The organism is Serratia proteamaculans (genome assembly GCF_008830365.1).
Lineage (GTDB): Bacteria > Pseudomonadota > Gammaproteobacteria > Enterobacterales > Enterobacteriaceae > Serratia > Serratia proteamaculans.
The window spans coordinates 66,552-92,614 of sequence record NZ_WBKI01000002.1 but is presented as its reverse complement, the minus strand read 5'-3'; the positions used below and the strand labels follow the sequence as shown (position 1 = coordinate 92,614).

The following is a 26,063-nucleotide window of genomic DNA, read 5'->3' as shown; positions in this document are numbered from 1 at the left end:
AGAAAACGGCAGTAAAAGTCTGTAGTTTGGCGTGTATTCCGATAAAGGCTGCAGGATTAAAATGTCAGCTTTATATACCCAACAATCGAATTCACCTGACTGGGCAAAAATGACAAAATTAATTGAATTTAGCGCCATTACTGAAGCAGCAGAACGGCTCAACGGGAAAGTTATTCGCACCGCCACTATTCCAGCACCGAAACTGACTGAAAAACTACAGAGGCCGGTTTTCCTGAAACTTGAAAATACTCAGCTGGGGGGCTCTTTTAAAGCCAGGGGCGTGCTTAACAAATTTTTGAGCCTGGCGGGCGATGTTAAAGATAACCGGTTTGTGGCGGTGAGCGGCGGTAATTTTGGCATTGCGATAGCCGAGGCGGCGAAGATCTTTGGGGCTGATGTCACTATTATTATGCCGAAAAGTGCCCCGGCAACCGCCATCTACCGGGTGGGTGAACTGGGCAGCTCTGTTATCGTGGAATCTGATGTTCACGCTGCGTTTGAGCGGGCCAAGGCTTTGGCTGACCAGGGATATGTAGTCATTGATGATTGCAACGACTCGCTGATCGCCGAAGGGCACGGAACCCTGGCACTTGAGTTCATTGCCGACTGCCCGGAGCTTACCGACGTCCTGGTTGCGGTGGGAGGTGGCGGTATGCTGGCCGGTGTGGCAACCGCGCTAAAAGCCATAAAGCCAGAGATTAGAATTTGGGGGGGTGAAACCTCTGGGGCAAGTTCGATGCACCAGGCATTGCGCGCCGGCAAACCGGTGAACATTGAGGTGACTTCAATTATTTCTACCCTCGGTGTGCCTGTCATTGATGAAGTGATGCTGGCCCATGCTCAAGCTTATATCGAGGAAGTGGTTGTGGTATCGGATAAGGCCGCGATAGAGGGAATGGTGGCCTTTGGCGAAGATGCAAAATTATGGGTTGAACTGGCGTCCGGGACGCTGATACCTGCGGCTATGGCCATTGCCCCCAAGCTTCCCGCTAACGCCGTCATTGGGATCGTCGTGTGCGGTGGAAATATCTCCCATCAGGAGATGTCGAAATGGGTTAGCTACTCGCAAACCCTGTGATTTAGCCCTTGCGGAGTTTATCCAGGCAATAAAAAACCCGATAGTCTTGAACCTAAAAAGGCGGGACTAACGGGCTCCACAAAATGGGGACATCAAAGAAAAGCAGTGGCACTAATTAAGACTACCCCCTGAAAGGAAAGTTCTCACCGGGGATAAAAATTTCAAATTATTTTTGCCACTGATTCATCTTCTTTGCTTATCGGTTAGCCGAGGATCCCCGGCCATAACACAACAATCAGCGAGCCCGCCAGGGTTAACAATACGTTAGCGATGGCGTAGGTCCCGGCATAGCCCAGCGCCGGGATGTTGCTGCGCGCGGTGTCGCTGATAATTTCCATCGCGGGTGCACAGGTGCGGGCCCCCATAATCGCACCGAACAGCAGGGCGCGGTTCATACGTAGCACGTAGGCGCCGAACAGGAAGCAGATCACCACCGGTACCAGACTGACGATTAACCCGGAGATTAGCATCTGGCCGCCAACGGCACCGAGGCTGTTGCCGATACCGGCACCGGCGCTCAGACCGACACCGGCCATAAACACCATAAGCCCGAACTCTTTCACCATGTTCAGCGCACCCTGCGGAATGTAGCCGAAGGTCGGGTGGTTGGCACGCAGGAAGCCGAGCATGATGCCCGCCATCAGCAGACCGGCGGCGTTGCCGATGCCGAATGAGAAATTGCTGAACTGAATGGTGATCTGGCCTATCAATAACCCGATAATAAAGAAGGCGCAGAAGGCCAGCAGGTCGGTCACCTGGCTGTGGATCGAGATAAAGCCGATCTTCTCCGCCACGCTTTTCACCCGGCGGGCGTCACCGCTGACCTGCAGCACGTCACCTTTGTTGAGCACGATACTGTCGTCGATAGGCATTTCAATCTGACTGCGGATCACCCGGTTGAGGAAGCAGCCGTGATCGGTCAGCTTCAACTGGCTCAGGCGTTTGTTCACCGCATTGCTGTTCTTGACCACGATCTCTTCGGTGACGATACGCATGTCCAGCAGATCACGGTCGAACACTTCTTTGCCATTACGGAAGCTGGGGTCCAGCCGTGCATGGGCATCCGGGTAACCAACCAGTGAAATCTCATCGCCCACCTGCAATACCGCGTCGCCGTCCGGGTTAGCTAAAATACCGTTGCGGCGGATACGTTCGATATAGCAGCCGGTCTGGCGATAGATGCCCAGCTCACGCAGATTTTTGCCATCGGCCCAGGCCACCAACTCCGGGCCAACGCGATAGGCGCGGATGACCGGCAGGTAAACCTTGCGTTGGCTATCGGTGTCCAGGCCGCGTTCACGGGCAATTTGCTGGGCAGAGGTGGAGAGGTCCTGATGTTGCAGCTTGGGCAGATAGCGCGCGCCGAAAATCAGGCTCACCAAGCCAATCAGGTAAGTCAGTGCGTAGCCGAGGCTCAGATGATCCTGCGCCGCCAGCAGTGCGGGACCATTGGTGATGGTATTACGCAGCGTATCGCCAGCGCCCACCAATACCGGGGTTGAGGTCATGGATCCTGCGAGCATACCGGCGGTCAGGCCGATATCCCAATGGAACAGTTTGCCGAGGCCGATGGCGATCACCATCGCGGAACCGACCATCACCAGCGCCAGCATCAGGTAATTTTTGCCGTCGCGGAAAAAAATTGAGAAAAAGTTAGGTCCGGCTTCCACACCCACGCAGAAAATAAACAGCATAAAGCCGAGATTCAGCGCTTCGGTGTTAATGGCGAAGTGTTGTTGGCCGAGCAGCAACGAAACCACCAAAACACCAATGGAATTACCGAGTTGAACGGAGCCCAGACGGACTTTACCGAGGCACAGCCCCAGTGCGAGTACCACGAACAGTAACAGGATGTAGTTACCGTTTAACAAACTAGCGACGTTTATGTTCACGTAGGATAACTTATTGTTTACCAGTAAGTGCTTGATATAGATAAATATAAGATATAAATTCAGTCAAAAAGCGACGTCATAAATAACTAACCAGCGAAAGGCGATTCGAACCATCGATCGGCGGCGTTTATTCTAGTCGCTATGGCGCGTGACAGCCAGCATAAAGCTGGATCCATGCCCTGCCGAAAGCATTTAACTCTCTTTAGGCCAAGGAAAAAGTTCAGTTCAGCATTGTCGGTTTACGGCAAGGCGTCACCGGCTTTGTGGCACGGCTGATTTTTACGGTGGTTAACGAGGTTAAAGGGGAGGGGCGCATGGCGAGTGAACGGTATTGGTGGGGAATTTTAAGCTGTTTTCTGCTGTTCAGCCTGGTGTATCTCGGCCAGCAGAGTGGGGCATTTGGCAGCACGGATCATGAGCATCGGGGTGAAACCGGCCTGCTGCTGTTTGTGATACCCGGCGTGGTTGCGAGCTACTTGTCGAGCAAAAAACGTATTCTCTGTCCGCTGCTGGGGGCGTTGTATGCGCTGCCGTTGTGTCTGGTTATCCGTCATTTTTGGCTAACACCGTCTGCCTCGGTCTGGCAGGAACTGGCTTATGCGACCAGCGCAGTGTTCTGGTGCGTGTTCGGTGCGTTGCTGGCTCTGTTTGTGCGTAGCCTGCTACAGGCCTACCGCCAGTGCCATCGTGGCTAACGGCAATAAAAAAGGCGCTTTAAGCGCCTTTTTGTCGTTCTGCCTGAAACTTACTGGAACAGGTTCAGGTTGTCTTTGGCATAGGCTTCGAAATCGGTGCAGCCGCCGATGTGTTTCTCATCGAGGAAAATCTGCGGTACGGTTTCTACCGGCTTGCCGACGGTTTTTTCCAGGTCGGCCTTGGTGATGCCTTCAGCGTGGATATCAACATAACGGAAGTTGAAATCGTCACGTTCTTCAGTCAGTTTTTCCGCCAACTCTTTCGCACGGACACAATAAGGACAGCCTGGGCGCCCGAAGATAACTGCAAACATGCAACACTCCTTAAGATTGATATTCAATAATTTACTCGCAACTGCAATGACATTCTGTCAGTCAAAAAAGACTTAAGCTTGAGCATTACCCGCATTGATGGCGACTACTATGCCCGTTGGGTCGGCGAAAAAAAAGCAGGAATTACCTGTTACTCTGATTCATGTAACCGATTAAGCCGCCGGGGCTGTCGTCATCAATGGGAATTCACTACACTGGAGGCAGAGCTTCTGGAGAAGAAAAATATGCGTTCATTCGGTGACTTACCGCGTACGGTGCTGGTTTTGGAAGGGCTGGGGATGCTGTTGTTGGTGCTGGCCTATTTGAGCATTCACAGCCACGTTCAATTGCCGGGGTGGCTGGCTTCACAGCAGGCGGCGGTGGGGATGATTTTCCTCGGCGTGGCGCTGATGGTGCCGGCAGCGGCGTTTCTGGTTTGGCGTGTGGTGCAGGGGTTTGGCCCGTTGATGCGTGGTGGTCAGCCGCCGCAGAACGATCGGCCCAAGCCTGCAGCGAAAATAACGCCGGACGAGAAAAACGACAAGGAGCCGCGTGCCTGAGTCACGGCCGCCGCTGACAGGCCTGCCAGGCAGGTGTTTGCCTTTTTGGGGTGACAAGTGAAAATTGCCATTCTTTCGCGCGATGGAACGTTGTACTCATGTAAGCGTTTGGTTGAGGCGGCGGAGCAGCGCGGCCACAGCATTGAGGTTATCGATCCGCTCTCCTGCTATATGAACATCAACCCGGCGGCACCGACTATCCATTATCGCGGTCGTCAACTGGAGCGTTACGATGCGGTGATCCCGCGTATCGGCTCCGCCATCACCTTTTACGGCACCGCGGTGCTGCGCCAGTTTGAACTGCTGGGCAGCTACCCGCTGAATGAGTCGGTAGCGATCACCCGTGCACGCGACAAACTACGTTCGCTGCAGTTGCTGGCGCGGCAGGGGATCGATCTGCCGATCACCGGGTTTGCCCATTCCCCGGACGACACCGGGGATTTGATCGAACTGGTCGGCGGCGCGCCACTGGTGGTCAAGTTGGTGGAGGGCACCCAGGGTATCGGCGTGGTACTGGCGGAAACGCGTCAGGCGGCGGAAAGCGTGATTGATGCCTTTCGCGGCCTTAACGCCCATATTCTGGTGCAAGAATACATTCGCGAGGCACAGGGCAGCGATGTGCGCTGTCTGGTGGTTGGCGGAAAAGTGGTGGCGGCGATTGAGCGCCAGGCCAAACCCGGGGAGTTTCGTTCCAATCTGCACCGTGGCGGCACCGCCCGCAAGGTGAGCATCACCACCAAAGAGCGGGCGATTGCGGTCAAGGCCGCCATTACGCTGGGGCTGGACGTCGCCGGGGTGGATATTCTGCGTGCGGTGCGTGGTCCGCTGGTGATGGAGGTCAATGCTTCGCCGGGCCTGGAAGGGGTGGAGAGCACCACCGGGTTGGATATCGCCGGCAGGATGATCGAGTATATTGAGCAGCGCGGCAGGCCAGGTTTTAGGTTGAAATCGGGTGGATAAGTGGCTTGCAAAAAATTCGTCTTTCCGCGGCTGGAGTTGTGACTTTTTCTCAACCATATTTACCTTAATAGCGAATTAAGCCGCATTGATCGTGGCGTAGCGGGGCAATATTCCGTAAGCTATGCGCCTTTTCGCGTTTTGAATATTGTGAGGCTGGTATTATGGATTCACTCATTGTCCCTGATTTGGCGCTGTTACGACGCTGGCTGGATCAATCGGGCATTTCTTTCTTTGAGTGCGATTCCTGTCAGGCGCTGCACCTGCCGCACATGCAAAATTTCGACGGCGTATTCGATGCCAAGCTCGATCTGGTCGACAACGTGCTGCTGTTCTCTGCGCTGGCCGAGGTGAAGCCGACCGCTTTGATCCCGCTGGTGGCCGATCTCAGCCAGATCAACGCCAGTTCGCTGACCATCAAAGCCTTTGTTGATATCCAGGACGATAACCTGCCGAAGCTGATCGTCTGCCAGTCGCTGAGCATCGCCGTTGGCGTCACGCTGGAGCAGTTCACCCACTTTATGCAGCAGGGCGAAGAGCAAATCTCGATGGTGATCCTCGAGGCGCGGGCGAACGATCTGCTGTTTATGGGTGACGAAGAAGATAACACGGCTGCGACTGACCGCCTGCCAATGCTGCACTGATCCCTACTGTACATTATGTGTGCCGCTGCTCTGGCGGCATGCTGCCGTTATTCCCTTCCGCAATAATATATTCTGCGTTTTACCCTCTGTTACCAGATATTCTTCGTCGTTTATGCCCTTAATGCCGTATCACATACAGACAAACTGCATAAAAAATCGATAAAAGCCGGTTTTAACCCCGGAGGCTGGTGCGTTCCGGCAACAGCGGTTATGCTGCTGATTCTGCTAAGGGCTTGCGATTCCCCTGGTGACCATGCGGGCTGAGCAACTGAAAAAGGCGTATGCAATCAACTGCATAGCCATTCAATCCGCGGTTGCAACGATTGCGCTCGATCAGGAAAGGTTTTGTATCCTTTCGCGATACAAGTTCAATTCTATGATTCACCCCTGTTTTGGAGGAAGTTACGGATGGTCACCCAACGTAAAAAGTGGTTATCGGGTCTTGTTGCCGGCCTGCTGATGGCCGGGTCCGTCACAGCGTCAGCCGAGGAAAAAACGCTGCACGTCTATAACTGGTCCGACTATATTGCGCCGGATACCTTAGCCAAATTCCAGAAAGAAACCGGCATTAAAGTGGTGTACGACGTCTTTGACTCCAATGAAGTATTGGAAGGCAAGTTGATGGCGGGCAGCACCGGTTATGATCTGGTAGTACCTTCATCCAACTTCCTTGAGCGACAGTCGAAGGCCGGTATTTTTGAGCCGCTCGACAAGAGCAAAATGCCGAACTACAAAAACCTTGATCCCGAGATGCTGCAACTGGTGGCTCACAATGACAAGGACAACAAGTACGGCATTCCTTATCTGATGGTGACCACCGGCATCGGCTATAACGTCGATAAAGTGAAGGCGGTGCTGGGTAAAGATGCCCCGGTCGACAGCTGGGATCTGATCCTCAAACCGGAAAACCTCGAGAAGCTGAAGAGCTGTGGCGTTTCCTTCCTGGATGCGCCAAGTGAGGTGTATGCCACCGTGCTGCACTATCTGGGCAAAGATCCCAACAGCACCAACGCAGCGGATTACACCGGTGCGGCCAACGATCTGCTGCTCAAGCTGCGGCCGAGCATCCGTTACTTCCACTCTTCCCAGTACATCAACGATTTGGCGAACGGTGACATCTGCGTAGCGATCGGCTGGTCCGGCGACGTGATGCAGGCGGCCAACCGTGCCAAAGAAGCGAAGAATGGCGTGAACGTCGCCTATGCGATCCCGAAAGAAGGGGCCCTGACTTACTTTGACATGTTCGCCATGCCGGCAGATGCCAAAAATAAGGACGCTGCCTACCAGTTCCTGAACTTCCTGATGAAGCCGGACGTGATGGCAGGGATCAGCAACTATGTGTACTACGCCAACGCGGTGAAAGACTCCACTCCGCTGGTCAATGCCGAGGTGCGCGACAACCCGAACGTGTACCCACCGGCCGATTTGCGCGCCAAGCTGTTTACGCTGAATGTGCAATCGCCGAAGCTGGACCGTGTGATTACCCGCGCCTGGACTAAAGTTAAAAGCGGGAAATGACATACCCTAAATAATTCGAGTTGCATCAAGGCGGCAAGGCCGTAAATCCCTGGGAGCTTACTCAACTAAGTGACTGGGGTGAGCGGGCGCAGCCAACACAGAGGCAGCTTGAAGGATGATGGGTAGGGGCTCAGTACGCTGAGCCCGGTGTCATACCAGCAGGCGGGTGCTTCCCGCCTGCGTTGCCATTTTGGGCCATGGCAATCGCCGTGGTTTTTTGTACTGTTTGCACCGGAGAGCACCCCGATTGAACGACGCTATCCCTCGTCCTCAAGCCAAGTCGCAGAAGGTCTTCACCCCTCTGCTGGAAATCCGTAACCTCACCAAAACCTTTGATGGCCAAAACGCGGTCGAAGACGTCAGCCTGACCATCTATAAGGGCGAAATATTTGCCTTGCTGGGCCCATCCGGCTGCGGGAAATCGACGCTATTGCGCATGCTGGCCGGCTTTGAACAGCCGACGGAAGGGCAGATTGTGCTCGATGGGCAGGATATGTCGCACGTGCCGCCTTACCAGCGGCCGATCAACATGATGTTCCAGTCCTACGCGCTGTTCCCGCACATGACAGTAGAGCAAAACATCGCCTTTGGCCTGAAGCAGGACAAAATGCCGCGCGCAGAAATCGTCGCTCGGGTGGCGGAGATGCTGTCGCTGGTGCACATGCAGGAGTTTGCCAAACGTAAACCGCATCAGTTGTCTGGTGGTCAACGCCAGCGGGTGGCACTGGCACGCAGCCTGGCCAAACGGCCGAAGCTGCTGCTGTTGGATGAGCCGATGGGCGCCCTGGATAAAAAGCTGCGTGACCGCATGCAGTTGGAAGTGACGGATATTCTTGAACGGGTCGGTGTGACCTGTGTGATGGTTACCCACGATCAGGAAGAAGCCATGACCATGGCGGGGCGTATCGCCATCATGAACCGTGGAAAATTTGTGCAGATCGGCGAGCCTGAAGAGATCTACGAGCATCCCAACAGCCGCTTTAGCGCCGAGTTTATCGGCTCGGTCAACGTGTTTGACTGCGTACTGCAAGAGCGTCATGACGATGGATTGATCCTGCAAAGCCCCGGCCTGCGCCATGCGATCAAGGTGGATTCCGATGCCTCGGTCGTGGACGGCGTGCCGATCCAGGTTGCCCTACGGCCGGAAAAAATCATGTTGTGCGAAGACGTACCGCAAGACGGCTGCAACTTTGCGGTCGGGGAGGTGGTGCATATCGCTTACCTCGGCGATCTGTCGATCTACCACGTGAAGTTGCACAGCGGTCAGATGATTAGCGCCCAATTGCAGAACGGCCACCGATTCCGCAAAGGGATGCCGACTTGGGGCGATGAAGTCCGCCTGAGTTGGGAAGCCGACAGCTGTGTCGTGTTGACGGTGTGAGTTGAGAAGGTGAGGAATAATCATTATGACAATGCTTGCTGAACGCACGCCGCCGGAACCTCCTGCCAAAGGACCCGGTCCGCTGAAAGCTTTTTTCCAACGCCTGCAGATGGCCCATGGCCGCAAGCTGGTGATTGCGATGCCGTTGCTGTGGTTGACGCTGCTGTTCTTGTTGCCGTTCCTGATTGTGTTCAAGATCAGCCTGGCGGAACTGGCGCTGGCCGTACCGCCTTACACCGACCTGATGAGTTGGGCAGACGGTAAGCTGGACATCGCGCTCAACTTCGCCAACTACCTGCAATTAACTGACGATCCGCTGTATCTGGACGCCTATCTGCAATCGCTGCAGGTGGCGGCGGTGTCGACGGTGTGTTGCCTGATCATCGGCTACCCGCTGGCTTGGGCTGTGGCACACAGCAAATCCTCAACCCGCAATATCTTGCTGTTGCTGGTGATCCTGCCGTCGTGGACCTCGTTCCTGATCCGCGTCTACGCCTGGATGGGCATCCTGAAAAACAACGGTATTCTGAATAATTTCTTGTTGTGGTTGGGGGTAATCGATCAGCCGCTGGTGATCCTGCACACCAATCTGGCGGTGTATATCGGCGTGGTGTATTCCTATCTGCCGTTTATGGTGCTGCCGATTTATACCGCGCTGACACGTCTGGATTATTCGCTGGTAGAGGCTTCGCTGGATCTGGGCGCCAAACCGTTGAAAACCTTCTTCAGCGTGATTATGCCATTGACCCGTGGTGGCATTATTGCCGGTTCGATGCTGGTGTTTATTCCGGCGGTGGGTGAGTTCGTGATCCCCGAACTGCTGGGAGGGCCGGACAGCATTATGATCGGGCGGGTACTGTGGCAGGAGTTCTTTAATAACCGCGACTGGCCGGTGGCCTCGGCGGTTGCTACCGTCATGTTGCTGCTGTTGATCGTGCCGATTCTCTGGTTCCACAAGCACCAGAATAAGGAAATGGGGGGGCGGGGATGAACAACTTGCCGGTAGTGCGCTCACCGTGGCGTATCGCCATTCTGGTGATAGGCTTCACCTTCTTGTACGCACCGATGTTGATGTTGGTGATCTACTCGTTCAACAGCTCCAAACTGGTGACGGTGTGGGCCGGTTGGTCGACGCGCTGGTATACCGCGCTGTTCCATGATTCGGCGATGATCAGTGCCGTCGGGCTTAGCCTGACCATTGCGGCCGCCTCAGCGACTGCCGCGGTGGTGTTGGGGGCAATTGCGGCTATGGTGATGGTGCGCTTTGGGCGTTTCCGGGGGGCAACCGGTTTTGCCTTTATGCTGACCGCTCCGCTGGTTATGCCGGACGTGATCACCGGCCTGTCGCTGCTGCTGCTGTTTGTGGCGATGGGGCACACCTTTGGCTGGCCCTCGGAACGCGGCATGTTCACCATCTGGCTGGCGCACGTCACCTTCTGTACTGCCTATGTTTCGGTGGTGATCAGTTCGCGTCTGCGTGAGTTGGATCGCTCGATCGAAGAGGCGGCGATGGATCTGGGCGCAACGCCGTTGAAAGTGTTCTTTGTGATCACTTTGCCGATGATTGCCCCGGCGCTGATCGCCGGCTGGATGTTGGCGTTTACCCTGTCGCTGGACGATCTGGTGATTGCCAGCTTTGTCGCCGGACCGGGGGCGACCACCTTGCCGATGTTGGTGTTCTCCAGCGTGCGCATGGGGGTTAATCCGGAAATCAACGCACTGGCGAGTTTGATCTTGCTGGTGGTCGGCGTTATCGGCCTGATTGCATGGTGGTTTATGGCGCGCTCGGAAAAACAGCGATCGCGCGAATTACAAAAGGCTGCCCGTAGCTGAGTCTGATTAAACCTGCTATTTTTGCAATTATTGGTATTGCAATTGATTACCTGACTTTATATATGCCGCTTGAATAGGTGGCGTTTCGTTGCGGAACATGGACATGTCAGACATGCTGAATAGCAGGCAGGGAATGAGAACGACTTCAGATGCGCCAGTGCCGGTGATGGTGGCTGGAACGGCGATGGTGGCGATCAAGTGCATCAGCGTGTTGTTGCTGTTGGGCGAGCTGGGTGTCGATGGCGCTCAGGAGTTTGTCAGTACCAGTGCGCAGGCCTGGGATTCCACCCTGATATTTTTGGCCGGTCTGGTACTGCTATGCCTGCAAATTAGCTGCGGTTTCGCGGTGATGCGCGGTCGCAACTGGGGCCGTTGGGTCTATGTGGCCTGCCAGTGTTTGGTGGTTGGTTATCTGCTGTTGGCGACTATTGGCAGCTTTTTGCCGGAGGTGTTTACCGTCGAAGGTGAAACCAGCGGCCAAATTCTGCACGTGCTGATCCTGCAAAAAATCCCGGACGTCGTCATTCTGACGTTAATGTTTGTTCCCGCCACCAGCCGCCGTTATTTCGCCGTGCGCAATTGAGATTTTAACGGCGTAGAGTGATAAACTCTGCGCCCTTAATTATTCACCCCGAACTCAGGGTTATCTTCATGCATTGCGCTTTGTATACGGCGGGCACCTGCCGTTCCTGTCAGTGGCTGGAAAAGCCTTACCCGCAGCAACTGACGGACAAACAGCATCATCTGCAATCACTGCTGGCCGACCGTGACGTCGTACAGTGGCTGGAACCGATCGCCGGTGAGCAGAGCGCATTCCGCAATAAAGCCAAAATGGTGGTCAGCGGCAGCGTAGAGCGTCCGCTACTTGGCATGCTGCATCGCGACGGTACGCCGGTGGATCTGAGCGCCTGCCCGCTGTATCCGGCCAGTTTTGCGCCGATGTTCGATGTGTTGAAAAGCTTTATCGCCCGCGCTGGCCTGACGCCTTACAACGTGGCGCGTAAACGCGGTGAACTGAAGTACCTTCTGCTGACTGAAAGTACCCACAGCGGTGGCGTAATGCTGCGTTTTGTACTGCGTTCAGATAGCAAACTTGCGCAACTACGCGCTGCGCTGCCGTGGCTGCAACAGCAGTTGCCGCAGCTCAGGGTGATCTCCGCTAATATTCAGCCGGTGCATATGGCGATTATGGAAGGGGAACGGGAGATCCCGCTTACCGGGCAGCAGGCACTGGAAGAGCGGTTTAATCAGGTGCCGTTGTATATCCGCCCGCAAAGTTTCTTCCAGACCAATCCGCAGGTGGCCGCAGAACTTTACGCCACCGCTCGCGACTGGGTACAGGCGTTGGCTATTGACAGCATGTGGGATCTGTTCTGTGGTGTGGGTGGGTTTGGCCTGCATTGCGCCCAGTCGGAAACACGGCTGACCGGCATTGAGATCAGTGCCGAGGCGATTGCCTGTGCGCGCCAGTCGGCAGAAACCCTGGGTTTGCAACACGTCGATTTTAAGGCGCTGGATTCTACTCAGTTCGCTACCGCCGAAGGCAGCGTGCCGCAACTGGTGCTGGTCAATCCGCCGCGCCGCGGCATTGGCAAGGCGCTGTGCGACTATCTGAACCAGATGGCGCCAGGTTATATTCTGTATTCGAGTTGCAACGCCGAGAGCATGGCGAAAGATATTGAGATGTTGCCGGATTACCGCATCGAGCGCGTGCAACTGTTTGATATGTTCCCGCACACCGCCCATTACGAAGTGCTGACGCTGCTGGTACGGCAGTAATCGTAGATTGAGGTTATACTGAGCCCAATAGCGAGGGGATAACATGAAACAGCACAAGCCACAGAGACAACCCGGTAAACTGTCGTCAGAGCGCATTGTGCGTGCCGTTGCCACTTCCACGGCCATTGAAACCGGGCAGGCGTCAGCCCAGTTGGCGGCTACATTGGCCGAAAAGCGTGAAAAATACGCTTATTTACACCTGGCTCTTTAGCCCCCTGTCAGCGCCTGTCTAACCCAATCCTGCATCGGCCGATAATCCATCAACATCCCATGATGAATAGCGGCGATATACTGCGGTCGGTTGTTTTCCCAACTGCCATAATCCAGGGGTTCAAACCCCGCCTGAACCGCCATCACGTCCGATAATAAACGCGCCAGCCGACCATTTCCCTCGCGAAAAGGATGGATCAGAATCAGCTCAATATGGGTAATGGCGATGGCTTCAGTTAACAGGGTTTCATCCATGTTAGTGCAGGGCGTATAGCGATCCAGGCAGTTTGACTGAAATTGGCCCATCAGCTTAACGATTTGCGCTGCCGGTGCGAACATAAAGCCGTTTTTACTGATATTGACTGAGCGGTCGTGGCCGGCCCAATCATAGACATTGCCCAGCCAGCGGTGATGCCATTGCCTGAGCATGGCCAGGGTAATCCGGCCCTGAGGGAGGTCAGCGCCTAAAACGGAGTGATACAACTTTTCCAACAGCACCAGTTCAACATCGTTGATATCTTCTAAGCGGACTATGCCCAGTTTATTGAGCAGCACTTCCTGGCGGGTGCCGTCGGCAAATTGTCCCTGCGAGTTTGCAACATCATATTTGCTCATCATCGCCACCTGTAAGCGGGTTGCCTTATCAACAGAATAGACTACTGAGACAGGTGTAGGGCGTGGTATCCCACGCCCTGAACAGGTGTTACTGCGGGAACCACTTGTCGTTAATGGCTTTGTAGGTGCCGTCGGCCTTGATGGCGTCCAGCGCGCTATTAAGCTTGGTCAGCAGCGCCTGATTGTCTGGTCGTACCGCAATGCCCAGCCCGGTACCGAAGTATTGCGCATCGGTAACGTGCTCGCCGACTGGGGCCAACTGAGGGTTGTTCTTGAGCCACTCATTCACCACGGCAGTGTCACCGAAGACCCCGTCAATGCGGCCATTTTTCAGTTCGAGAATGGCGTTCTGATAGCTGTCGTAAGAGACGGTGTTAATCTCCGGATGTTTGTCCTGCATGTATTTTTGGTGAGTGGTGCCGTTCTCCATGCCGACCTTTTTCCCTTTCAGATCTGCCAGCGAACTGAATTTACCTTTCTCGGCAATCACGATGGCCGAGTTGGCGTAATAGGGCTGGGTGAAGGAAACTTGCTTGCTGCGCTCGGGCGTGATGTCCATTCCGGAAATCACGGCATCGTATTTCTTGAATTTCAGCGCGGCGATCAGGCTGTCGAATGCCTGGTTGGTGAAGGTACATTCGGCCTTCATTTGTTTGCACAATGCGTTGGCCAGATCGATATCGAAGCCCACGATCTTGTTATTGGCATCCAGCGACTCGAACGGCGGATAGGTGGCGGAAGAGGCGAAGCGAATGGTCTCGGCTGCGTTGGCGTTGAAGGCGATGCCCGCTAATACCGTGGCGGCCAGTAATAGTTTTTTCATGCTTAAAACTCCTGTCTGCAAGTCTGCGTGTTTTTATCGCGTCACCGCTTGATTTTACTGACAATAACCCAGATGTTCTGGCGGCTGTTGCTCGGTGTTAACCCTGCCACCTAATGAATTAATATGCAATATAAATGATTAAAGATTTGCATTGGGTATAAAAAAGCCCCGCACGATGGCAGGGCTTTGAGAGCGTTGGTTAACTCACTCAGTTGCGGCGTTCGAAAGCCAGCGCCCGGCGTTCCACCAGACGCATCAGCAGCGTCAGCAGGCCGTTGACGCATAGATACACCAGCCCGGCGGCACCAAACACCATCACGTCGTAGGTACGGCCATACATCAGTTGGCTGTAGCCCATCACTTCCATCAGGGTGATGGTGTAGGCCAGAGAGGTACTTTTGAACACCAGCACCACTTCGTTGGAGTAAGACGACAGCGCACGCTTAAAGGCGAACGGCAGCAGGATACGCAACGACTGTGCGCGTGACATGCCGAGCGCTTCGCACGATTGCCACTGACCGGCCGGGATAGCCCGCACGGCACCGTAGAACAGTTGGGTGGTGTAGGCCGCACTGTTCAGCGCCAGTGCGATCATTGCACACAGCCACGGCTGCGACAGCAAATCCCACAGCCACGGGTATTCGCGGATCGCCGGGAACTGGCCTGGGCCGTAGTAGATCAGGAAGATCTGCACCAGCAGCGGCGTACCGGTGAACAGGGTGATGTAGATTTTCACCAACGGCGTCAGGATCGGCGTTTTCAGCGTCAGGATCACCGTCAGCACCAGTGACAGCACCAGCGCCACGATCAGGGCGGTAATGGTCAGCGTCAGGCTGGTATGCAGCCCTTTGAGAATTTCAGGCAAGAACTCAAACATTAGGATGGCCCCCGCTCAAAACGCGTGGTGCGCAGTTCTATGCGTTTAATGATGTACTGGCTGAACAGGGTGACCACCAGATAAATCGCCGCCGCAATCACGTACCAGGTAAAAGGTTCCTGGGTGCGGGTAGCGATGCTTTTGGTTTGCAGCATCAGATCGTTAACGCTGATCAGTGACACCAGTGCGGTATCCTTCAGCAAGACCAGCCACTGGTTACCCAGGCCGGGTAGGGCATGACGCCACATCTGCGGCATGATCAGGCGAAAGAAAATCGCCGTGGTGCTCATCCCCAACGCCTGACCAGATTCCCACTGTCCCTGCGGTACGGCTTTCAGCGCGCCGCGCAGCGTTTGCGAGGCATAGGCAGAATAGAGCAGGGCGAGGGCAATCACGCCGCACAGGAACGGGCTGACTTCGAAGTTATCAATCGCCAGTTGGACTGGCAGTTGGAACAGGCCAAGGTTCAGGGTGAAGCCATCGGACAGCATCAACAACAGTTGCGATGAGCCGAAATAGATGAACAGCACCACCAGAATTTCCGGCAGGCCACGTAGCAGGGTGACCCAGGCGGTGCCGAGCCAGCTAACCACTTTCCAGCGTGATGACTCCCAGACGGCAAACAGCATCGCCAGGATCAGCCCAAGGATAAGGGCGCAAACGGCAAGGCCGACGGTCATCCCGGCGGCGCTTGCTAAAGGTTGAATTTCATTCATCGGAGTTGATTACTGCTGGAACCATTTTTTGTAGATGGTTTGGTAAGTCCCATCCTGTTTGATCTTGTCCAGAGCGGCGTTGAACTTGCCCTGCAGATCGGTATTTTTCTGGCGAACGGCAATGCCCAACCCGGTACCGAAGTAGTCTTTATCGGTCACCTTCTCGCCCACGGCGGCCAGTGCCGCATTTTGTTTCAGCCATTCGTTGACCACCGCAGTGTCACCGAATACCGCATCAACGCGGCCATTTTTCAGATCCAGAATGGCGTTCTGATAGCTGTCATAAGGCACGGTGGTGATTTCCGGGTGCTTGTCGGTCAGGTATTTCTGATGGGTGGTGCCGTTCTGCACGCCCACTTTCTTGCCTTTCAGCGCAGCGACGTCAGCAACGGCGCCTTTCTGGGCGACAAACAGGGCGGAGTTGTCGTAATACGGCTTGGTAAACAGCACCTGTTTTTCACGCTCAGGCGTGATATCCATACCGGCCATCACCGCGTCGAAACGCTTGAACTTCAGGCTTGGGATCAGGCTGTCAAAGGCCTGATTGGTAAAGGTGCACTCGGCCTGGATCTCTTTACACAGCGCGTTGGCCAGATCGACATCAAAGCCCTGGATCTTGTTGCTGGCGTCAATAAATTCAAATGGAGGATAAGAAGCTTCGGTAGCGAAACGGATAGTTTCGGCTGCGGAGGCGGAAACGCTGATGCCAGCCAGAACGGCGGCGATTATTAGTTTTTTCATCGCAAACTCCCCAAATTACAGCAAGTAGAATTGTTAGTGTGATAAGTAATTGGCAAACTCGGTGGTCTGTGGATGCTTGAAGTGACTGGCATCGCCCTGTTCCACGACGTGGCCGTTTTCCATGTACACCACGCGGCTGGCGGTTTTGCGCGCCACTTCCACTTCGTGGGTTACGATCACCTGGGTGATGCCGGTGCCGGCCAATTCGCGAATGATGCTGACGATTTGGGCGGTGATTTCAGGATCCAGCGCGGCGGTCGGTTCATCAAACAGCAACACTTGCGGTTCCATCATCAGCGCGCGGGCAATGGCCACGCGTTGTTGTTGGCCTCCGGAAAGGTGCAGTGGGAAACGATCGGCAAAGTCGGTCAGGCGCAGGCGCTTCAGCAGCTTGTCGGCACGTCCCATCGCCTGAGCCTTGGTCAGGCCCAGTACGCGACACGGCGCTTCGATCAGGTTTTGCACCACGGTGAGGTGAGGCCAGAGGTTGTATTGCTGGAAGACCATGCCGACATTCTGACGCAGCTCGCGAATGGCTTTTTCACCCGGAGCCTGTTTGAAGTCGAATTGATTACCGGCAATCTGCAATTGGCCTGAACGTGGCATTTCCAGCAGATTTAACACCCGTAGCAATGAGCTTTTCCCCGCGCCGCTAGGACCCAGCAGCACTAAGGTTTCCCCTGCTGGGCAATCCAGCGTGATGTCAAACAGCGCCTGATGTGCGCCGTAATAGCAGTTGATACCGTTAAGTTGAATGCTCATGCGCCAAAATTGAATAGATATTGATGCCGCGAATGTTAACTTCCACAGAATACTTATGCAATCTTTGTGCGTTAAAATTTATTACTGCGCGGCAGAATAGTAAAAGAATAGCACAAGATACCGCGACTCAGGTTCGAAGGGGGGATTTGTCGTGCATGCTGTGAAGCAGGTAGCGAAATTTCTCAAAGTGAACAAATATTGAGCGCGATCAGGGCGGTTTTTTAACCACCGGCACCGTGGGGCACCGGTGGTTGAGTTGGCTTACTGGTTTTCCAACACCTGGCGCAGTGTACCGCTGGCGGCGTGTGGCGGCACGTTCAGATAGCGGATGTCGTCGACCACCCAACAGGTGCCCTCACGTACCATCAGCACTTCATCCTGCCAGTTGACCGCGCTACCGCCGTCTTTCTGGTAGCTGAGCTGAACGCGCAGCGGGATATTTTTGGCATCGGTATTAGGAATGGTCGACGCGCTGGCGACGGTTGCGCTGGTCGGCCCCTGAGCATTGCCGGTGAACAGATCGCCAGTGATCTGATGCTTGCCTGGGTTCTGGTTGGCCGTCACCAGGTCCTGGTACAGCACTTTACTCAGGTAAGGTTGCAGTTGCGCCAGACGGTTGCTGTCCGGCAGGGTGGTGCCGGTACCCTGTTGCAGACGCAGATCGTAAAATTTCTGTGCGACCGTATCCGGGCCGCCTTCCACACAACCGCCGGTACGGGTGCCGATATCCTTGAATGCCGGTTCAACGGTGGTGCAGGCACTCAGTAACAGCGCTAAGGGAAAAACAGCCGCAATCGTTTTTGTTTTCATCTCATTACCTTATGTGAAAGTCTCTACCATGAAGACCACTAGCCTACAGTATAAATGCGATTTCGGGCCTTGCATTCGTACTGCGTGCCATTTCATAACAGAACATAATGGCAAATCAATGGTCAGATAAATGCCATGAATCAATCAAGCAAGGAGTTTTGATGCAGCTTTCAACCACCCCGACCCTGGAAGGGTTTACCATTACCGAGTACTGCGGCGTTGTCACCGGCGAGGCCATTTTGGGTGCCAATATTTTTCGCGATTTCTTCGCCGGCGTACGTGACATCGTGGGTGGCCGTTCCGGCGCTTACGAGAAAGAGCTGCGCAAAGCACGCCTGATCGCTTTCCAGGAACTGGAAGAGCAGGCAAAAGAGTTGGGCGCCAACGCAGTAGTCGGCATTGATATTGATTACGAAACCGTGGGTAAAGACAGCAGTATGCTGATGGTGACCGTCAGCGGCACCGCAGTGAAAGTCAGTCGTTAATCCCTTCTTTCACGCCCCGGTAATCTCCGGGGCGTCATAATGATGAGGCTGGCATCTGGCATCTCTGTCATCATTTATTGAATAACTTGATTATTGGATGCAAGTTAATCAATCCGGGTAACAAATTCGGCGTAGCTAATACAGGAGGGATTCGTGAAAATTTGGCCAGGGATATTTGCCGTGGCGCTGCTCGCAGGCTGCCAAAGCGTGCCGCAGAACACCATCGTCGATCATGGTGGCTATCAGCTAGAAACGCTGCATCAGGCGCAGGGCGCAGACCAGCGCATTCGTTTTCTGGTGATGCATTACACCGCCGAAGATTTCCACTCCTCATTGAAAACCCTGACGGATGAACACGTCAGCGCGCATTATCTGTTACCGGCGCACCCGTCACTGGCGCAGGGCAAACCGGTGGCTTTCCAACTGGTGCCGGAAGCGTTGCGCGCATGGCATGCTGGGGCCAGCAGTTGGCGCGGCAGGACCAACCTGAATGACACCTCGATTGGTATCGAAATCGTTAATCGCGGGTTCAACCGTACCCTGCTGTTTACCCACTGGCAGCCGTATACGCCACAGCAAATTGCCCTGTTGATCCCGCTGAGCCAAGATATTATCCAACGTTATGGTATTCAGCCGACGGACGTAGTCGGGCACAGCGATATTGCGCCGCAGCGCAAGCAGGATCCCGGCCCGTTATTCCCCTGGCAGCAACTGGCGCAGGCGGGGATAGGCGCCTGGCCGGATGAGGCGCAGGTGAAGAAACTCTTGGCTGGGCGGGATAAGCATGCCGAAGTGCCGCTGGCGCCGTTGATGGCAAAGCTGGCGAGTTACGGTTACGGGATTGATGCGCAGTGGGATGTCCGGCAGCAGAAAAACGTGCTGGCGGCGTTTCAGATGCATTTCCGGCCCAGCGATTATCGCGGTGAGCCGGATGCCGAGAGTGAGGCTATTGTCGACGCGCTGCTGCTGAAGTACGGTGCAGCCCGTTAATTACAGGCCGTGCAGTTTACCGTGCTCTTTCAGCCAGCGGGCGGTGCGGGAAATGCCTTCGTCCAGCGAAATAATCGGTCGGTAGTCCAGCTCTTGCTGGGCGCGGGTGGTGTCCAGCGTCAGATCAAAATTGAGCTTGGCGACGCCATAGTGGGTCAGCACCGGCTCTTTTTCACTTTTGCTGCCGAGCTTTTCCATGCCGCGCGCCATCATGTCGAGCATCGGGTAGGGTACCGAACGGATCCGACACTTCATGCCCAGTTCGTCGATCAACTGCTGCACCACGCTATGTAACTGACGCGGTTGCTGGTTGGTGATGTTATAGGCGCGGCCTGATGGGGTATTTTCTTTCTGGGTTGCCAGCCACATGGCGTGCACGGCGTTTTCCAGATAGGTCATGTCCACCAGCGCAGCACCGCCGCGTGGCAGCAGCAGGTTGCCGTAGCGTTTGATCATTTGCAGTAAACGCGGCAGCATCACCTTGTCGTGCGGTCCGAATAACCCCTGAGGACGCAGGATGGTGAAGTGAGTCTGCGGGTTGGACAGCGCCAACTGCTGGATCACGTGTTCACCGGCGGCCTTGCTGCGTGCAAACTCATTGGCATAGCGCGCAGGGCGGAAGTCTTCGGTAACGTTGCGATGGTGATGATAGTCGAAGTAAACCGCCGGCGAAGAGATATGGATAAACTGCGCAACACCGTAGGCCGCTGCCCATTCGCCCAGGCGACGGGTCGCGCGCACGTTGGCCAGTTCAAATGCCTCTTCGGTGCCCCAGGGGGAGGTGAAACTGGAGCAGTGCCACAGCACGTCCACATCGGCCAGCATGGCTTTGGCCTGCGATGAGATCAGGTTGGTAAGATCGGCATGAATGAATTCCGCACCCATTTTTTCCAGCAGACTGCCCATAGCCTGGTTGCGACCGGTCGCGCGCACTTTTATGCCCTGACGGCGCAGATATTCAACGGCGTTACGGCCTAACCCACTGGTTGCACCGGTGACCAATACCTTCATAACGAACTCTATTCTCACCAAAAATCAGAATGCTGACGGCCTTCAGCGTCACACCAGCAAATAAGATGCCATTCTTCCGTTATTTCGTGCTCTATGCAATCGGAAAGGGCCTAACCACAACAGCAAACTGTGCGCTTGATCGATAATTGAACACCCGGATGCTGCCTATTACGGCAGATTACGCGGGTGCTCTTCGGCCAGTTTTGCAATACGGCGTGCCATACCGCGAAAAATAAACAGATGAGCGGGCATCATGGCGAACCAATACAGTAGTCCACTGAAACCGGCGGGGTGCCACCAGGCACGAACGTCGAGGGTACGGTGGTCGCCGTGATCCTTGATGGTAAAGCTCAGGCGGCCCAGTCCTGGGGCTTTCATACCAAACAGTAACGCCAACTGGCGCTGGGGTTTGAGCGTGATGACCTTCCAGCCGTCGACCACGTCGCCAATCTCCAGCGTGTCGCGCGGTGGACGGCCATAAACCACACGATTGCCGATCATATCGTCCATACGGGCGCGGATTTGCCACAGAATATTGGCGTAAAAATACCCCTCTTTACCGCCCAGTTGCTGCACGGTATGCCACAGCGCCTGGCTGGATGCCTGAGTTTCTATCGAACAACCGGCCTGTTTGGGATAAAAACCGTAGCCCGGCCGCCAGCGTGCTCGCGCTTCCGGATCGTAGCCCCAGTCGGCGGAATCGACGACTTCCGCTTCGCGTTGCAGGGTGGCTGTCACCGCCTGATCGAAGGTTTGCAGATTCTGCGGTATCAACGCCTGCAGCGGTTTACCGTCGGCGGGCAGATCGTGGTTCAACCCCTGGATCAGTGCGCTGGCGATGGAAGTGGGTACTGAAGTGATCATGCTGATAAACCATACTGAGATAAAGCGGGTGGGCAGCGGGATCGGGATCAGCCAGCGTTTCTTGCCGCTGATGGCGATGAAGCGTTCAAACATGGTCTGGTAGCTGATGTACTCCGGGCCGGCGACGTCAAAAATGCGGTTTTCTTCTGCCGGATGCGCCAGCAGATCGGCCAGATACACCAGCAGGTTTTCCAGTGCCACCGGGGAAGATTTGGATCGTACCCAGCGTGGCGGCGTTAGCACTGGCAGGTTGTAGACCATATCGCGCATGATTTCGAACGCGGCCGAGCCGGGGCCGACAATGATGCTGGCGCGTAGTTCGGTAACCGGGACTCCACCCTGGCGAAGGATCTCACCGGTCAGTTTACGTGCCACCAGGTGCGGTGAGCTGTCGCCCTCGGGTTGCAGTGCGCCAAGAAAAATTACCTGTTTGACGCTGGAACTGCGCAGCGCATCGCGCAGGTTCTCCGCGGCCTGGCGTTCTTTTTCAATAAAATCATCGCCGTCGCCCATGCCGTGGATCAGATAATAAACGGCGTCGATCTCCCACAGCGCGGCGGCCAGGGTTTCTGGCCGATAAACATCGACATATTGACAGTTAACCTGCGGCCAGTGCTGTTCCTGCAGCCATTCGATGCGTCGCGCGGCGGCGGTAATGCTGTGTCCCTGTTCGATCAGGTGGGGGATCAGGTTTTGGCCGATATAGCCGCTGGCCCCAAGAACCAGTACGCGTTGAGCTGTCATTAGCGCCGCCTTTGCGGTGAAAGTCTGTTTAGCATAGACACAGGATGCCAAACTCGTGGTTTAAATGCACTTTTTGTGTGGTTATGCGGGCATTGCATCCGCTGACGGGCGGCGTCACACTACGCACCGTTTGTCTGTACTAAGCCGGAAGCTATGAAACTCAATGCCGTTTGTTATGCCCTGTTGGGATTGGCGCTGATCGCCAGTTTGTTTTTCCTGCATCCGATCTGGATGTGGTGGTTGTTGGCTAACCTGCTGACGCTGTTGGTGTACGGTGCGGATAAGTTTGCGGCGCGCAAAGACTGGCGACGGATACCGGAAAGCACGCTGCTGGTGTTCGGGCTGGTGGGCGGCTGGGTCGGGGCGATAGCCGCGCAGCAGCTGTTTCGTCATAAAACCCAGAAACAGCCGTTCAAAAGCTGGTTTATCGTCAGCGTGGTGCTGAATGTGCTAGTGACGTTGGCGATTTGGTACTGGGTTTATGGCCGCTGGATACTCTGATTCACAGCAATAACGGCAGGGTAGCGCTTGCTGTTTCCTGCACGGCCTGGCCGTAAGCAGGGTCAAACTTGGCCAGTTCGGCCACCATAAACTCCACCAGCAACATCGCGCCGACCTTGGCAGGCAGTGCGCCTGCGTTCAGCGGACCTTCCGGTTTGGCCGCCACCAGCAGCACATCTGCCAGTTTGGCCAGCGGGCTACGCTGGGTGTTGCTGACGGCGATGATCCGTGCGCCGCGTTGTTTGGCCAGGGTCACCGCATGCAACACATCTTTGGTCGATCCTGAGCTGGAGATGACGATCAGCAGGTCTTGCTTTCCCAGCGAAGCTGCGTTCATCGCTGCCCGGTGCATATCACTGAACAACAGCGCCGGTTTGCCCACTCGCAACAGCTTGTAGTGCAGGAAATCCCCGATAATCGCACTGGCGGCGACGCCATAAATCTGCACCGAAGCGCTCTGGTGCAGACTTTCTGCCGCCTGCCGCAGGGCCTGATGGTCCAGCAACGCGCCGGTATCCCGCAGCGCCTGCACGCTTTCCTCCACCAGATCCTCCGTGGGGCTCTGGCGAGTGGTCGCCTCAGGCTGGTTTTGTTGCAGGCTCAGCGCCAGCGCCATTTTAAACTCGGTATAGCCTTTGCAGCCCAGATGGCGGCAAAGCCGGGTCACGCTGGCTTCGCTGGTGCCGCTCTCGCGGGCCAGTTCGGTGATGGTAAAGTAGACGGCCCTGGATGGCTCCTCGATCACATAGCTACCGAGTTTTTGCAGCGTGGGGCTGTAACTCGTCAGATCTTGCCGCAGCCGCAATAATAAATTTCCAGTATTCATCACGTTACCTTTCTGATTATTCCTCTTTCTATTGTGGCGGAAAGTCGCCGCCGCCCGCCAGTGAAATCGACGTATTGTGAAGCCGATCATCGTTATGGTTAAAATTTTCAACATTTGTATTTATTTGTGGTAAAAATTTTCATCATAAAAAATGATAATGAGGAAAATTTATGTCAACAGCAGGGGAATCAAGATCCGGAAGCTGGTTTGAAAAAGCCCAGCGGTTCGGAAAGTCGTTTATGTTGCCGATCGCTGTGTTGCCAGCCGCTGGATTGCTGCTGGGGATCGGTGGGGCGTTGTCCAATCCCAATACTCTGGAGGCCTATCCCTTCCTCAACGTCGGTTGGCTGCAGGGGGTGTTTACCGTGATGGCCAGCGCCGGTTCTATCGTGTTTGCCAACCTAGCGGTGTTGTTCGCTGTGGGTGTGGCCGTGGGCCTGGCCAAAGGTGATAAGGGGACGGCGGGGTTGGCATCGTTGATTGCCTACCTGGTGATGAATGCCACCATCAATGCCTTACTCAAAATCAACGGTTCTCTGGCCGCTGAAAATCCGGGTGCGGTAGGGCAAGGCGTCATTATGGGTATCCAAACGCTGGAGACCGGGGTATTCGGCGGGGTGATCATTGGCCTGGTTACTGGGTATCTGCACGATCGCTACAACAAAATTGCGTTGCCGCAGTTCCTGGGTTTTTTCGGGGGGTCCCGTTTCGTCCCTATTATCTGCTCCCTGGCGGCCATGGGCGTGGGAGCCCTGATGACCCTGATCTGGCCCCACTTCCAGCAGGTGATCTTTGGCCTGGGCGGGCTGGTGGATGCCAGTGGTTATTTGGGCACCTTTATCTATGGTTTTGTGCTGCGCATGCTGGGGCCATTTGGCCTGCACCATATTTTTTATCTACCGTTCTGGACCACCGCACTGGGCGGCAGCGAAGTGATCAACGGCCAGTTGGTGGAAGGGACACAGCGTATTTTCTTCGCTCAGCTCGCCGATCCACATACCCAGCAGTTTTACATCGGGACTGCGCGTTTTATGTCTGGCCGCTTTATCACCATGATGTTTGGTCTGGTAGGGGCCTGTCTGGCGATGTACCAGACCGCCCGCCCGGAGAACCGCAAACGCGTCGGCGGTTTGTTACTGTCGGCGGCGTTGACATCGTTCCTCACCGGCATTACCGAGCCGATTGAGTTCTCGTTCCTGTTTGTCGCCCCGGCGCTGTACGTGGTCCATGCCCTGTTTGATGGCCTGGCGTTCATGCTTGCCCACATTCTGCATATCACTATCGGCCAGACGTTCTCCGGCGGCTTTATTGATTTTATGCTGTTTGGCGTATTGCAGGGCGAGGCCAAGACCCACTGGATGTATGTGCCGCTGGTCGGCGTTCCCTGGTTTTTTCTGTACTACTTCACCTTCCGCTTCCTGATTGTTCGTTTCAATTTCAAAACGCCGGGGCGCGGCGAAGAACTGCCGGCAGAAGTGGCACTGGAAGGCACCGCGCGATCGCAGCAGGTGCTGGCGGCGCTGGGTGGCAAAGACAACATTGTCGAGTTGGACTGCTGCGCCACCCGTTTGCGCATTACGGTGAAGCAGAGCCGGTTGCTGGATGAAGCCGGGCTGAAAGCCAGCGGGGCACGTGCGGTGATCATGCGCGGCAATGGGGTGCAGGTCATTTACGGTCCGCACGTCACCATCATTAAAAATGAAGTCGAGGAGTTATTGGATTTATGACGCTTTCTATTTTGCAGCAGATTAAGGGACGGTTGGTGGTTTCCTGCCAGGCATTGGATGATGAGCCGCTGCACAGTGATTTTATCATGTCGCGTATGGCGGTTGCTGCGCAGCAAGGCGGGGCGGCAGCGATCCGGGCTAACAGCGTAGAGGATGTCAAAGCCATCATGCAGGCGGTGACACTGCCGGTGATTGGTATCATCAAGCGTGATTATGTCGGTAGTCAGGTGTACATCACGCCCACTTTGCAAGAAATTGATGAGCTGATGACGGCGGGACCGCAGATGATCGCCCTGGATGCGACCTTGCATCCTCGACCTGGCACCCTGGCGTTGGCGGCGTTGGTTGCTGCCGTGCGTGAGCGATATCCCGACGTGTTGTTGATGGCAGACATCGCCACGCTGGAAGAGGCAATCCATGCCGATCGTCTGGGGTTCGACTGTGTAGGGACAACCTTGCATGGCTATACCGAAGAAACCTTGGGCTGCCAGTTGGCACAGGACGACTTTGTTTTTCTGCGGGAGGTACTGGCGGCGGTCAGCGTACCGGTGATTGCCGAGGGCAATGTTGAAACGCCGACAATGGCTGCCCGCTGTCTGGCTTTAGGCGCGCATGCGGTGGTAGTGGGCGGGGCCATTACTCGTCCACAGCAGATCACTCGTCGCTTTGTAGTCGCACTCGGAAACTGATGGGGATCTCCCTGAGGGTTACG

The 26,063-nt window shown here is 55.3% G+C and carries 29 protein-coding genes; 17 read left to right on the top strand and 12 right to left on the bottom strand.

Features of this window, described 5'->3' with window-relative positions; genetic code table 11:
* The first annotated feature begins 109 nt into the window (after positions 1-109).
* Positions 110-1,078 (top strand): threonine ammonia-lyase, encoded by a 969-nt coding sequence (locus F8R23_RS09430; protein ID WP_129935209.1) that lies wholly within the window; start codon positions 110-112, stop codon positions 1,076-1,078.
* Between the two features lie 203 nt (positions 1,079-1,281).
* On the opposite strand, the gene F8R23_RS09425 is transcribed toward F8R23_RS09430, so the two are convergent.
* Positions 1,282-2,970, bottom strand: coding sequence for an aspartate:alanine antiporter (locus F8R23_RS09425; RefSeq protein WP_085116017.1), 1,689 nt, complete (start codon positions 2,968-2,970; stop codon positions 1,282-1,284).
* Positions 2,971-3,284: 314 nt separating this feature from the next.
* Here F8R23_RS09425 and F8R23_RS09420 point away from each other — a divergent pair, with 314 nt between their 5' ends.
* On the top strand, positions 3,285-3,665 hold the full coding sequence (locus F8R23_RS09420; RefSeq protein WP_112350447.1) for an inner membrane protein YbjM: 381 nt from the start codon (positions 3,285-3,287) through the stop codon (positions 3,663-3,665).
* Positions 3,666-3,715: 50 nt separating this feature from the next.
* Here the strand turns inward: F8R23_RS09420 and F8R23_RS09415 are convergent, their stop codons facing one another.
* Positions 3,716-3,979: a GrxA family glutaredoxin gene (locus F8R23_RS09415; protein ID WP_099065106.1), complete on the bottom strand. Its 264-nt coding sequence runs from the start codon at positions 3,977-3,979 to the stop codon at positions 3,716-3,718.
* Between the two features lie 243 nt (positions 3,980-4,222).
* Between F8R23_RS09415 and F8R23_RS09410 the strand changes: the two genes are divergently transcribed.
* The 10 genes from F8R23_RS09410 (at position 4,223) to F8R23_RS24150 (ending at position 12,860) form a co-directional block, all read left to right on the top strand.
* A complete protein-coding gene (locus F8R23_RS09410) occupies positions 4,223-4,537 on the top strand; it encodes a YbjC family protein (RefSeq protein ID WP_112350280.1) in 315 nt (104 codons plus the stop codon).
* 57 nt (positions 4,538-4,594) lie between these two features.
* A complete protein-coding gene (gene rimK / locus F8R23_RS09405) occupies positions 4,595-5,497 on the top strand; it encodes a 30S ribosomal protein S6--L-glutamate ligase (protein ID WP_129935086.1) in 903 nt (300 codons plus the stop codon).
* Positions 5,498-5,658: 161 nt separating this feature from the next.
* Positions 5,659-6,138: a type III secretion system chaperone family protein gene (locus F8R23_RS09400; protein ID WP_099065103.1), complete on the top strand. Its 480-nt coding sequence runs from the start codon at positions 5,659-5,661 to the stop codon at positions 6,136-6,138.
* Between the two features lie 408 nt (positions 6,139-6,546).
* Positions 6,547-7,656, top strand: coding sequence for a spermidine/putrescine ABC transporter substrate-binding protein PotF (gene potF / locus F8R23_RS09395; RefSeq protein WP_129935084.1), 1,110 nt, complete (start codon positions 6,547-6,549; stop codon positions 7,654-7,656).
* A 247-nt stretch (positions 7,657-7,903) separates the two neighbouring features.
* Positions 7,904-9,037, top strand: a complete 1,134-nt coding sequence (gene potG / locus F8R23_RS09390; RefSeq protein WP_112350283.1) for a putrescine ABC transporter ATP-binding subunit PotG — start codon at positions 7,904-7,906, stop codon at positions 9,035-9,037.
* Between the two features lie 25 nt (positions 9,038-9,062).
* On the top strand, positions 9,063-10,028 hold the full coding sequence (potH, locus tag F8R23_RS09385; RefSeq protein WP_390899990.1) for a putrescine ABC transporter permease PotH: 966 nt from the start codon (positions 9,063-9,065) through the stop codon (positions 10,026-10,028).
* Positions 10,025-10,870: a putrescine ABC transporter permease PotI gene (potI, locus tag F8R23_RS09380; RefSeq protein ID WP_151415545.1), complete on the top strand. Its 846-nt coding sequence runs from the start codon at positions 10,025-10,027 to the stop codon at positions 10,868-10,870. The genes potH and potI overlap by 4 nt, the downstream gene beginning before the upstream one ends.
* Positions 10,871-10,973: 103 nt before the next feature.
* The gene (locus tag F8R23_RS09375; RefSeq protein ID WP_129935080.1) at positions 10,974-11,453 is read left to right on the top strand and encodes a YbjO family protein; all 480 of its coding nucleotides are present in this window, start codon (positions 10,974-10,976) and stop codon (positions 11,451-11,453) included.
* A 68-nt stretch (positions 11,454-11,521) separates the two neighbouring features.
* Positions 11,522-12,649 carry a 23S rRNA (uracil(747)-C(5))-methyltransferase RlmC gene (rlmC, locus tag F8R23_RS09370; protein WP_112350285.1) on the top strand — a complete coding sequence of 376 codons (1,128 nt, stop codon included), beginning with the start codon at positions 11,522-11,524 and terminating at the stop codon, positions 12,647-12,649.
* A gap of 43 nt (positions 12,650-12,692) precedes the next feature.
* Positions 12,693-12,860: a hypothetical protein gene (locus tag F8R23_RS24150; RefSeq protein ID WP_165366362.1), complete on the top strand. Its 168-nt coding sequence runs from the start codon at positions 12,693-12,695 to the stop codon at positions 12,858-12,860.
* Here the strand turns inward: F8R23_RS24150 and F8R23_RS09365 are convergent.
* The 7 genes from F8R23_RS09365 to F8R23_RS09335 all read right to left on the bottom strand — a co-directional run bounded on the left by F8R23_RS09365 (position 12,857) and on the right by F8R23_RS09335 (position 18,203).
* The gene (locus tag F8R23_RS09365; protein ID WP_129938462.1) at positions 12,857-13,474 is read right to left on the bottom strand and encodes a Fic/DOC family protein; all 618 of its coding nucleotides are present in this window, start codon (positions 13,472-13,474) and stop codon (positions 12,857-12,859) included. The two genes, F8R23_RS24150 and F8R23_RS09365, sit on opposite strands and share 4 nt — an antisense overlap.
* A gap of 88 nt (positions 13,475-13,562) precedes the next feature.
* A complete protein-coding gene (locus F8R23_RS09360; RefSeq protein WP_129935079.1) occupies positions 13,563-14,297 on the bottom strand; it encodes an arginine ABC transporter substrate-binding protein in 735 nt (244 codons plus the stop codon).
* A gap of 208 nt (positions 14,298-14,505) precedes the next feature.
* Positions 14,506-15,174, bottom strand: coding sequence for an arginine ABC transporter permease ArtM (gene artM / locus F8R23_RS09355; protein WP_085116031.1), 669 nt, complete (start codon positions 15,172-15,174; stop codon positions 14,506-14,508).
* Complete coding sequence (gene artQ / locus F8R23_RS09350; RefSeq protein ID WP_099065096.1) at positions 15,174-15,890, bottom strand: arginine ABC transporter permease ArtQ; 717 nt, start codon at positions 15,888-15,890, stop codon at positions 15,174-15,176. The genes artM and artQ overlap by 1 nt, the downstream gene beginning before the upstream one ends.
* A 9-nt stretch (positions 15,891-15,899) precedes the next feature.
* A complete protein-coding gene (gene artJ / locus F8R23_RS09345; protein ID WP_129935077.1) occupies positions 15,900-16,631 on the bottom strand; it encodes an arginine ABC transporter substrate-binding protein in 732 nt (243 codons plus the stop codon).
* Between the two features lie 33 nt (positions 16,632-16,664).
* Positions 16,665-17,393, bottom strand: coding sequence for an arginine ABC transporter ATP-binding protein ArtP (gene artP / locus F8R23_RS09340; protein ID WP_112350288.1), 729 nt, complete (start codon positions 17,391-17,393; stop codon positions 16,665-16,667).
* Positions 17,394-17,654: 261 nt separating this feature from the next.
* Positions 17,655-18,203, bottom strand: coding sequence for a lipoprotein (locus F8R23_RS09335; RefSeq protein ID WP_112350289.1), 549 nt, complete (start codon positions 18,201-18,203; stop codon positions 17,655-17,657).
* 161 nt (positions 18,204-18,364) lie between these two features.
* On the opposite strand from F8R23_RS09335, the gene F8R23_RS09330 reads away from it, so the two are divergent.
* The gene (locus tag F8R23_RS09330) at positions 18,365-18,688 is read left to right on the top strand and encodes a heavy metal-binding domain-containing protein (protein ID WP_004942542.1); all 324 of its coding nucleotides are present in this window, start codon (positions 18,365-18,367) and stop codon (positions 18,686-18,688) included.
* 153 nt (positions 18,689-18,841) lie between these two features.
* Positions 18,842-19,678, top strand: a complete 837-nt coding sequence (locus F8R23_RS09325) for an N-acetylmuramoyl-L-alanine amidase (RefSeq protein WP_129935075.1) — start codon at positions 18,842-18,844, stop codon at positions 19,676-19,678.
* On the opposite strand, the gene F8R23_RS09320 is transcribed toward F8R23_RS09325, so the two are convergent.
* Entirely contained in the window at positions 19,679-20,689 is a 1,011-nt protein-coding gene (locus tag F8R23_RS09320) for an NAD-dependent epimerase/dehydratase family protein (RefSeq protein WP_112350292.1), read from the bottom strand.
* Between the two features lie 168 nt (positions 20,690-20,857).
* Positions 20,858-22,297: a DUF2867 domain-containing protein gene (locus F8R23_RS09315; protein ID WP_129935072.1), complete on the bottom strand. Its 1,440-nt coding sequence runs from the start codon at positions 22,295-22,297 to the stop codon at positions 20,858-20,860.
* Between the two features lie 153 nt (positions 22,298-22,450).
* Between F8R23_RS09315 and F8R23_RS09310 the strand changes: the two genes are divergently transcribed.
* Positions 22,451-22,798, top strand: a complete 348-nt coding sequence (locus F8R23_RS09310) for a DUF1294 domain-containing protein (RefSeq protein ID WP_112350294.1) — start codon at positions 22,451-22,453, stop codon at positions 22,796-22,798.
* 1 nt (position 22,799) lies between these two features.
* Here the strand turns inward: F8R23_RS09310 and F8R23_RS09305 are convergent, their stop codons facing one another.
* A complete protein-coding gene (locus tag F8R23_RS09305) occupies positions 22,800-23,627 on the bottom strand; it encodes a MurR/RpiR family transcriptional regulator (protein ID WP_112350295.1) in 828 nt (275 codons plus the stop codon).
* A 167-nt stretch (positions 23,628-23,794) separates the two neighbouring features.
* Between F8R23_RS09305 and F8R23_RS09300 the strand changes: the two genes are divergently transcribed.
* Together F8R23_RS09300 and F8R23_RS09295 are read left to right on the top strand one after the other, a co-directional pair.
* Positions 23,795-25,351: a PTS transporter subunit EIIC gene (locus F8R23_RS09300; RefSeq protein ID WP_129938460.1), complete on the top strand. Its 1,557-nt coding sequence runs from the start codon at positions 23,795-23,797 to the stop codon at positions 25,349-25,351.
* Positions 25,348-26,040 (top strand): N-acetylmannosamine-6-phosphate 2-epimerase, encoded by a 693-nt coding sequence (locus tag F8R23_RS09295; protein ID WP_151415544.1) that lies wholly within the window; start codon positions 25,348-25,350, stop codon positions 26,038-26,040. Before F8R23_RS09300 ends, F8R23_RS09295 begins: the two co-directional genes overlap by 4 nt.
* Positions 26,041-26,063 lie beyond the last annotated feature (23 nt).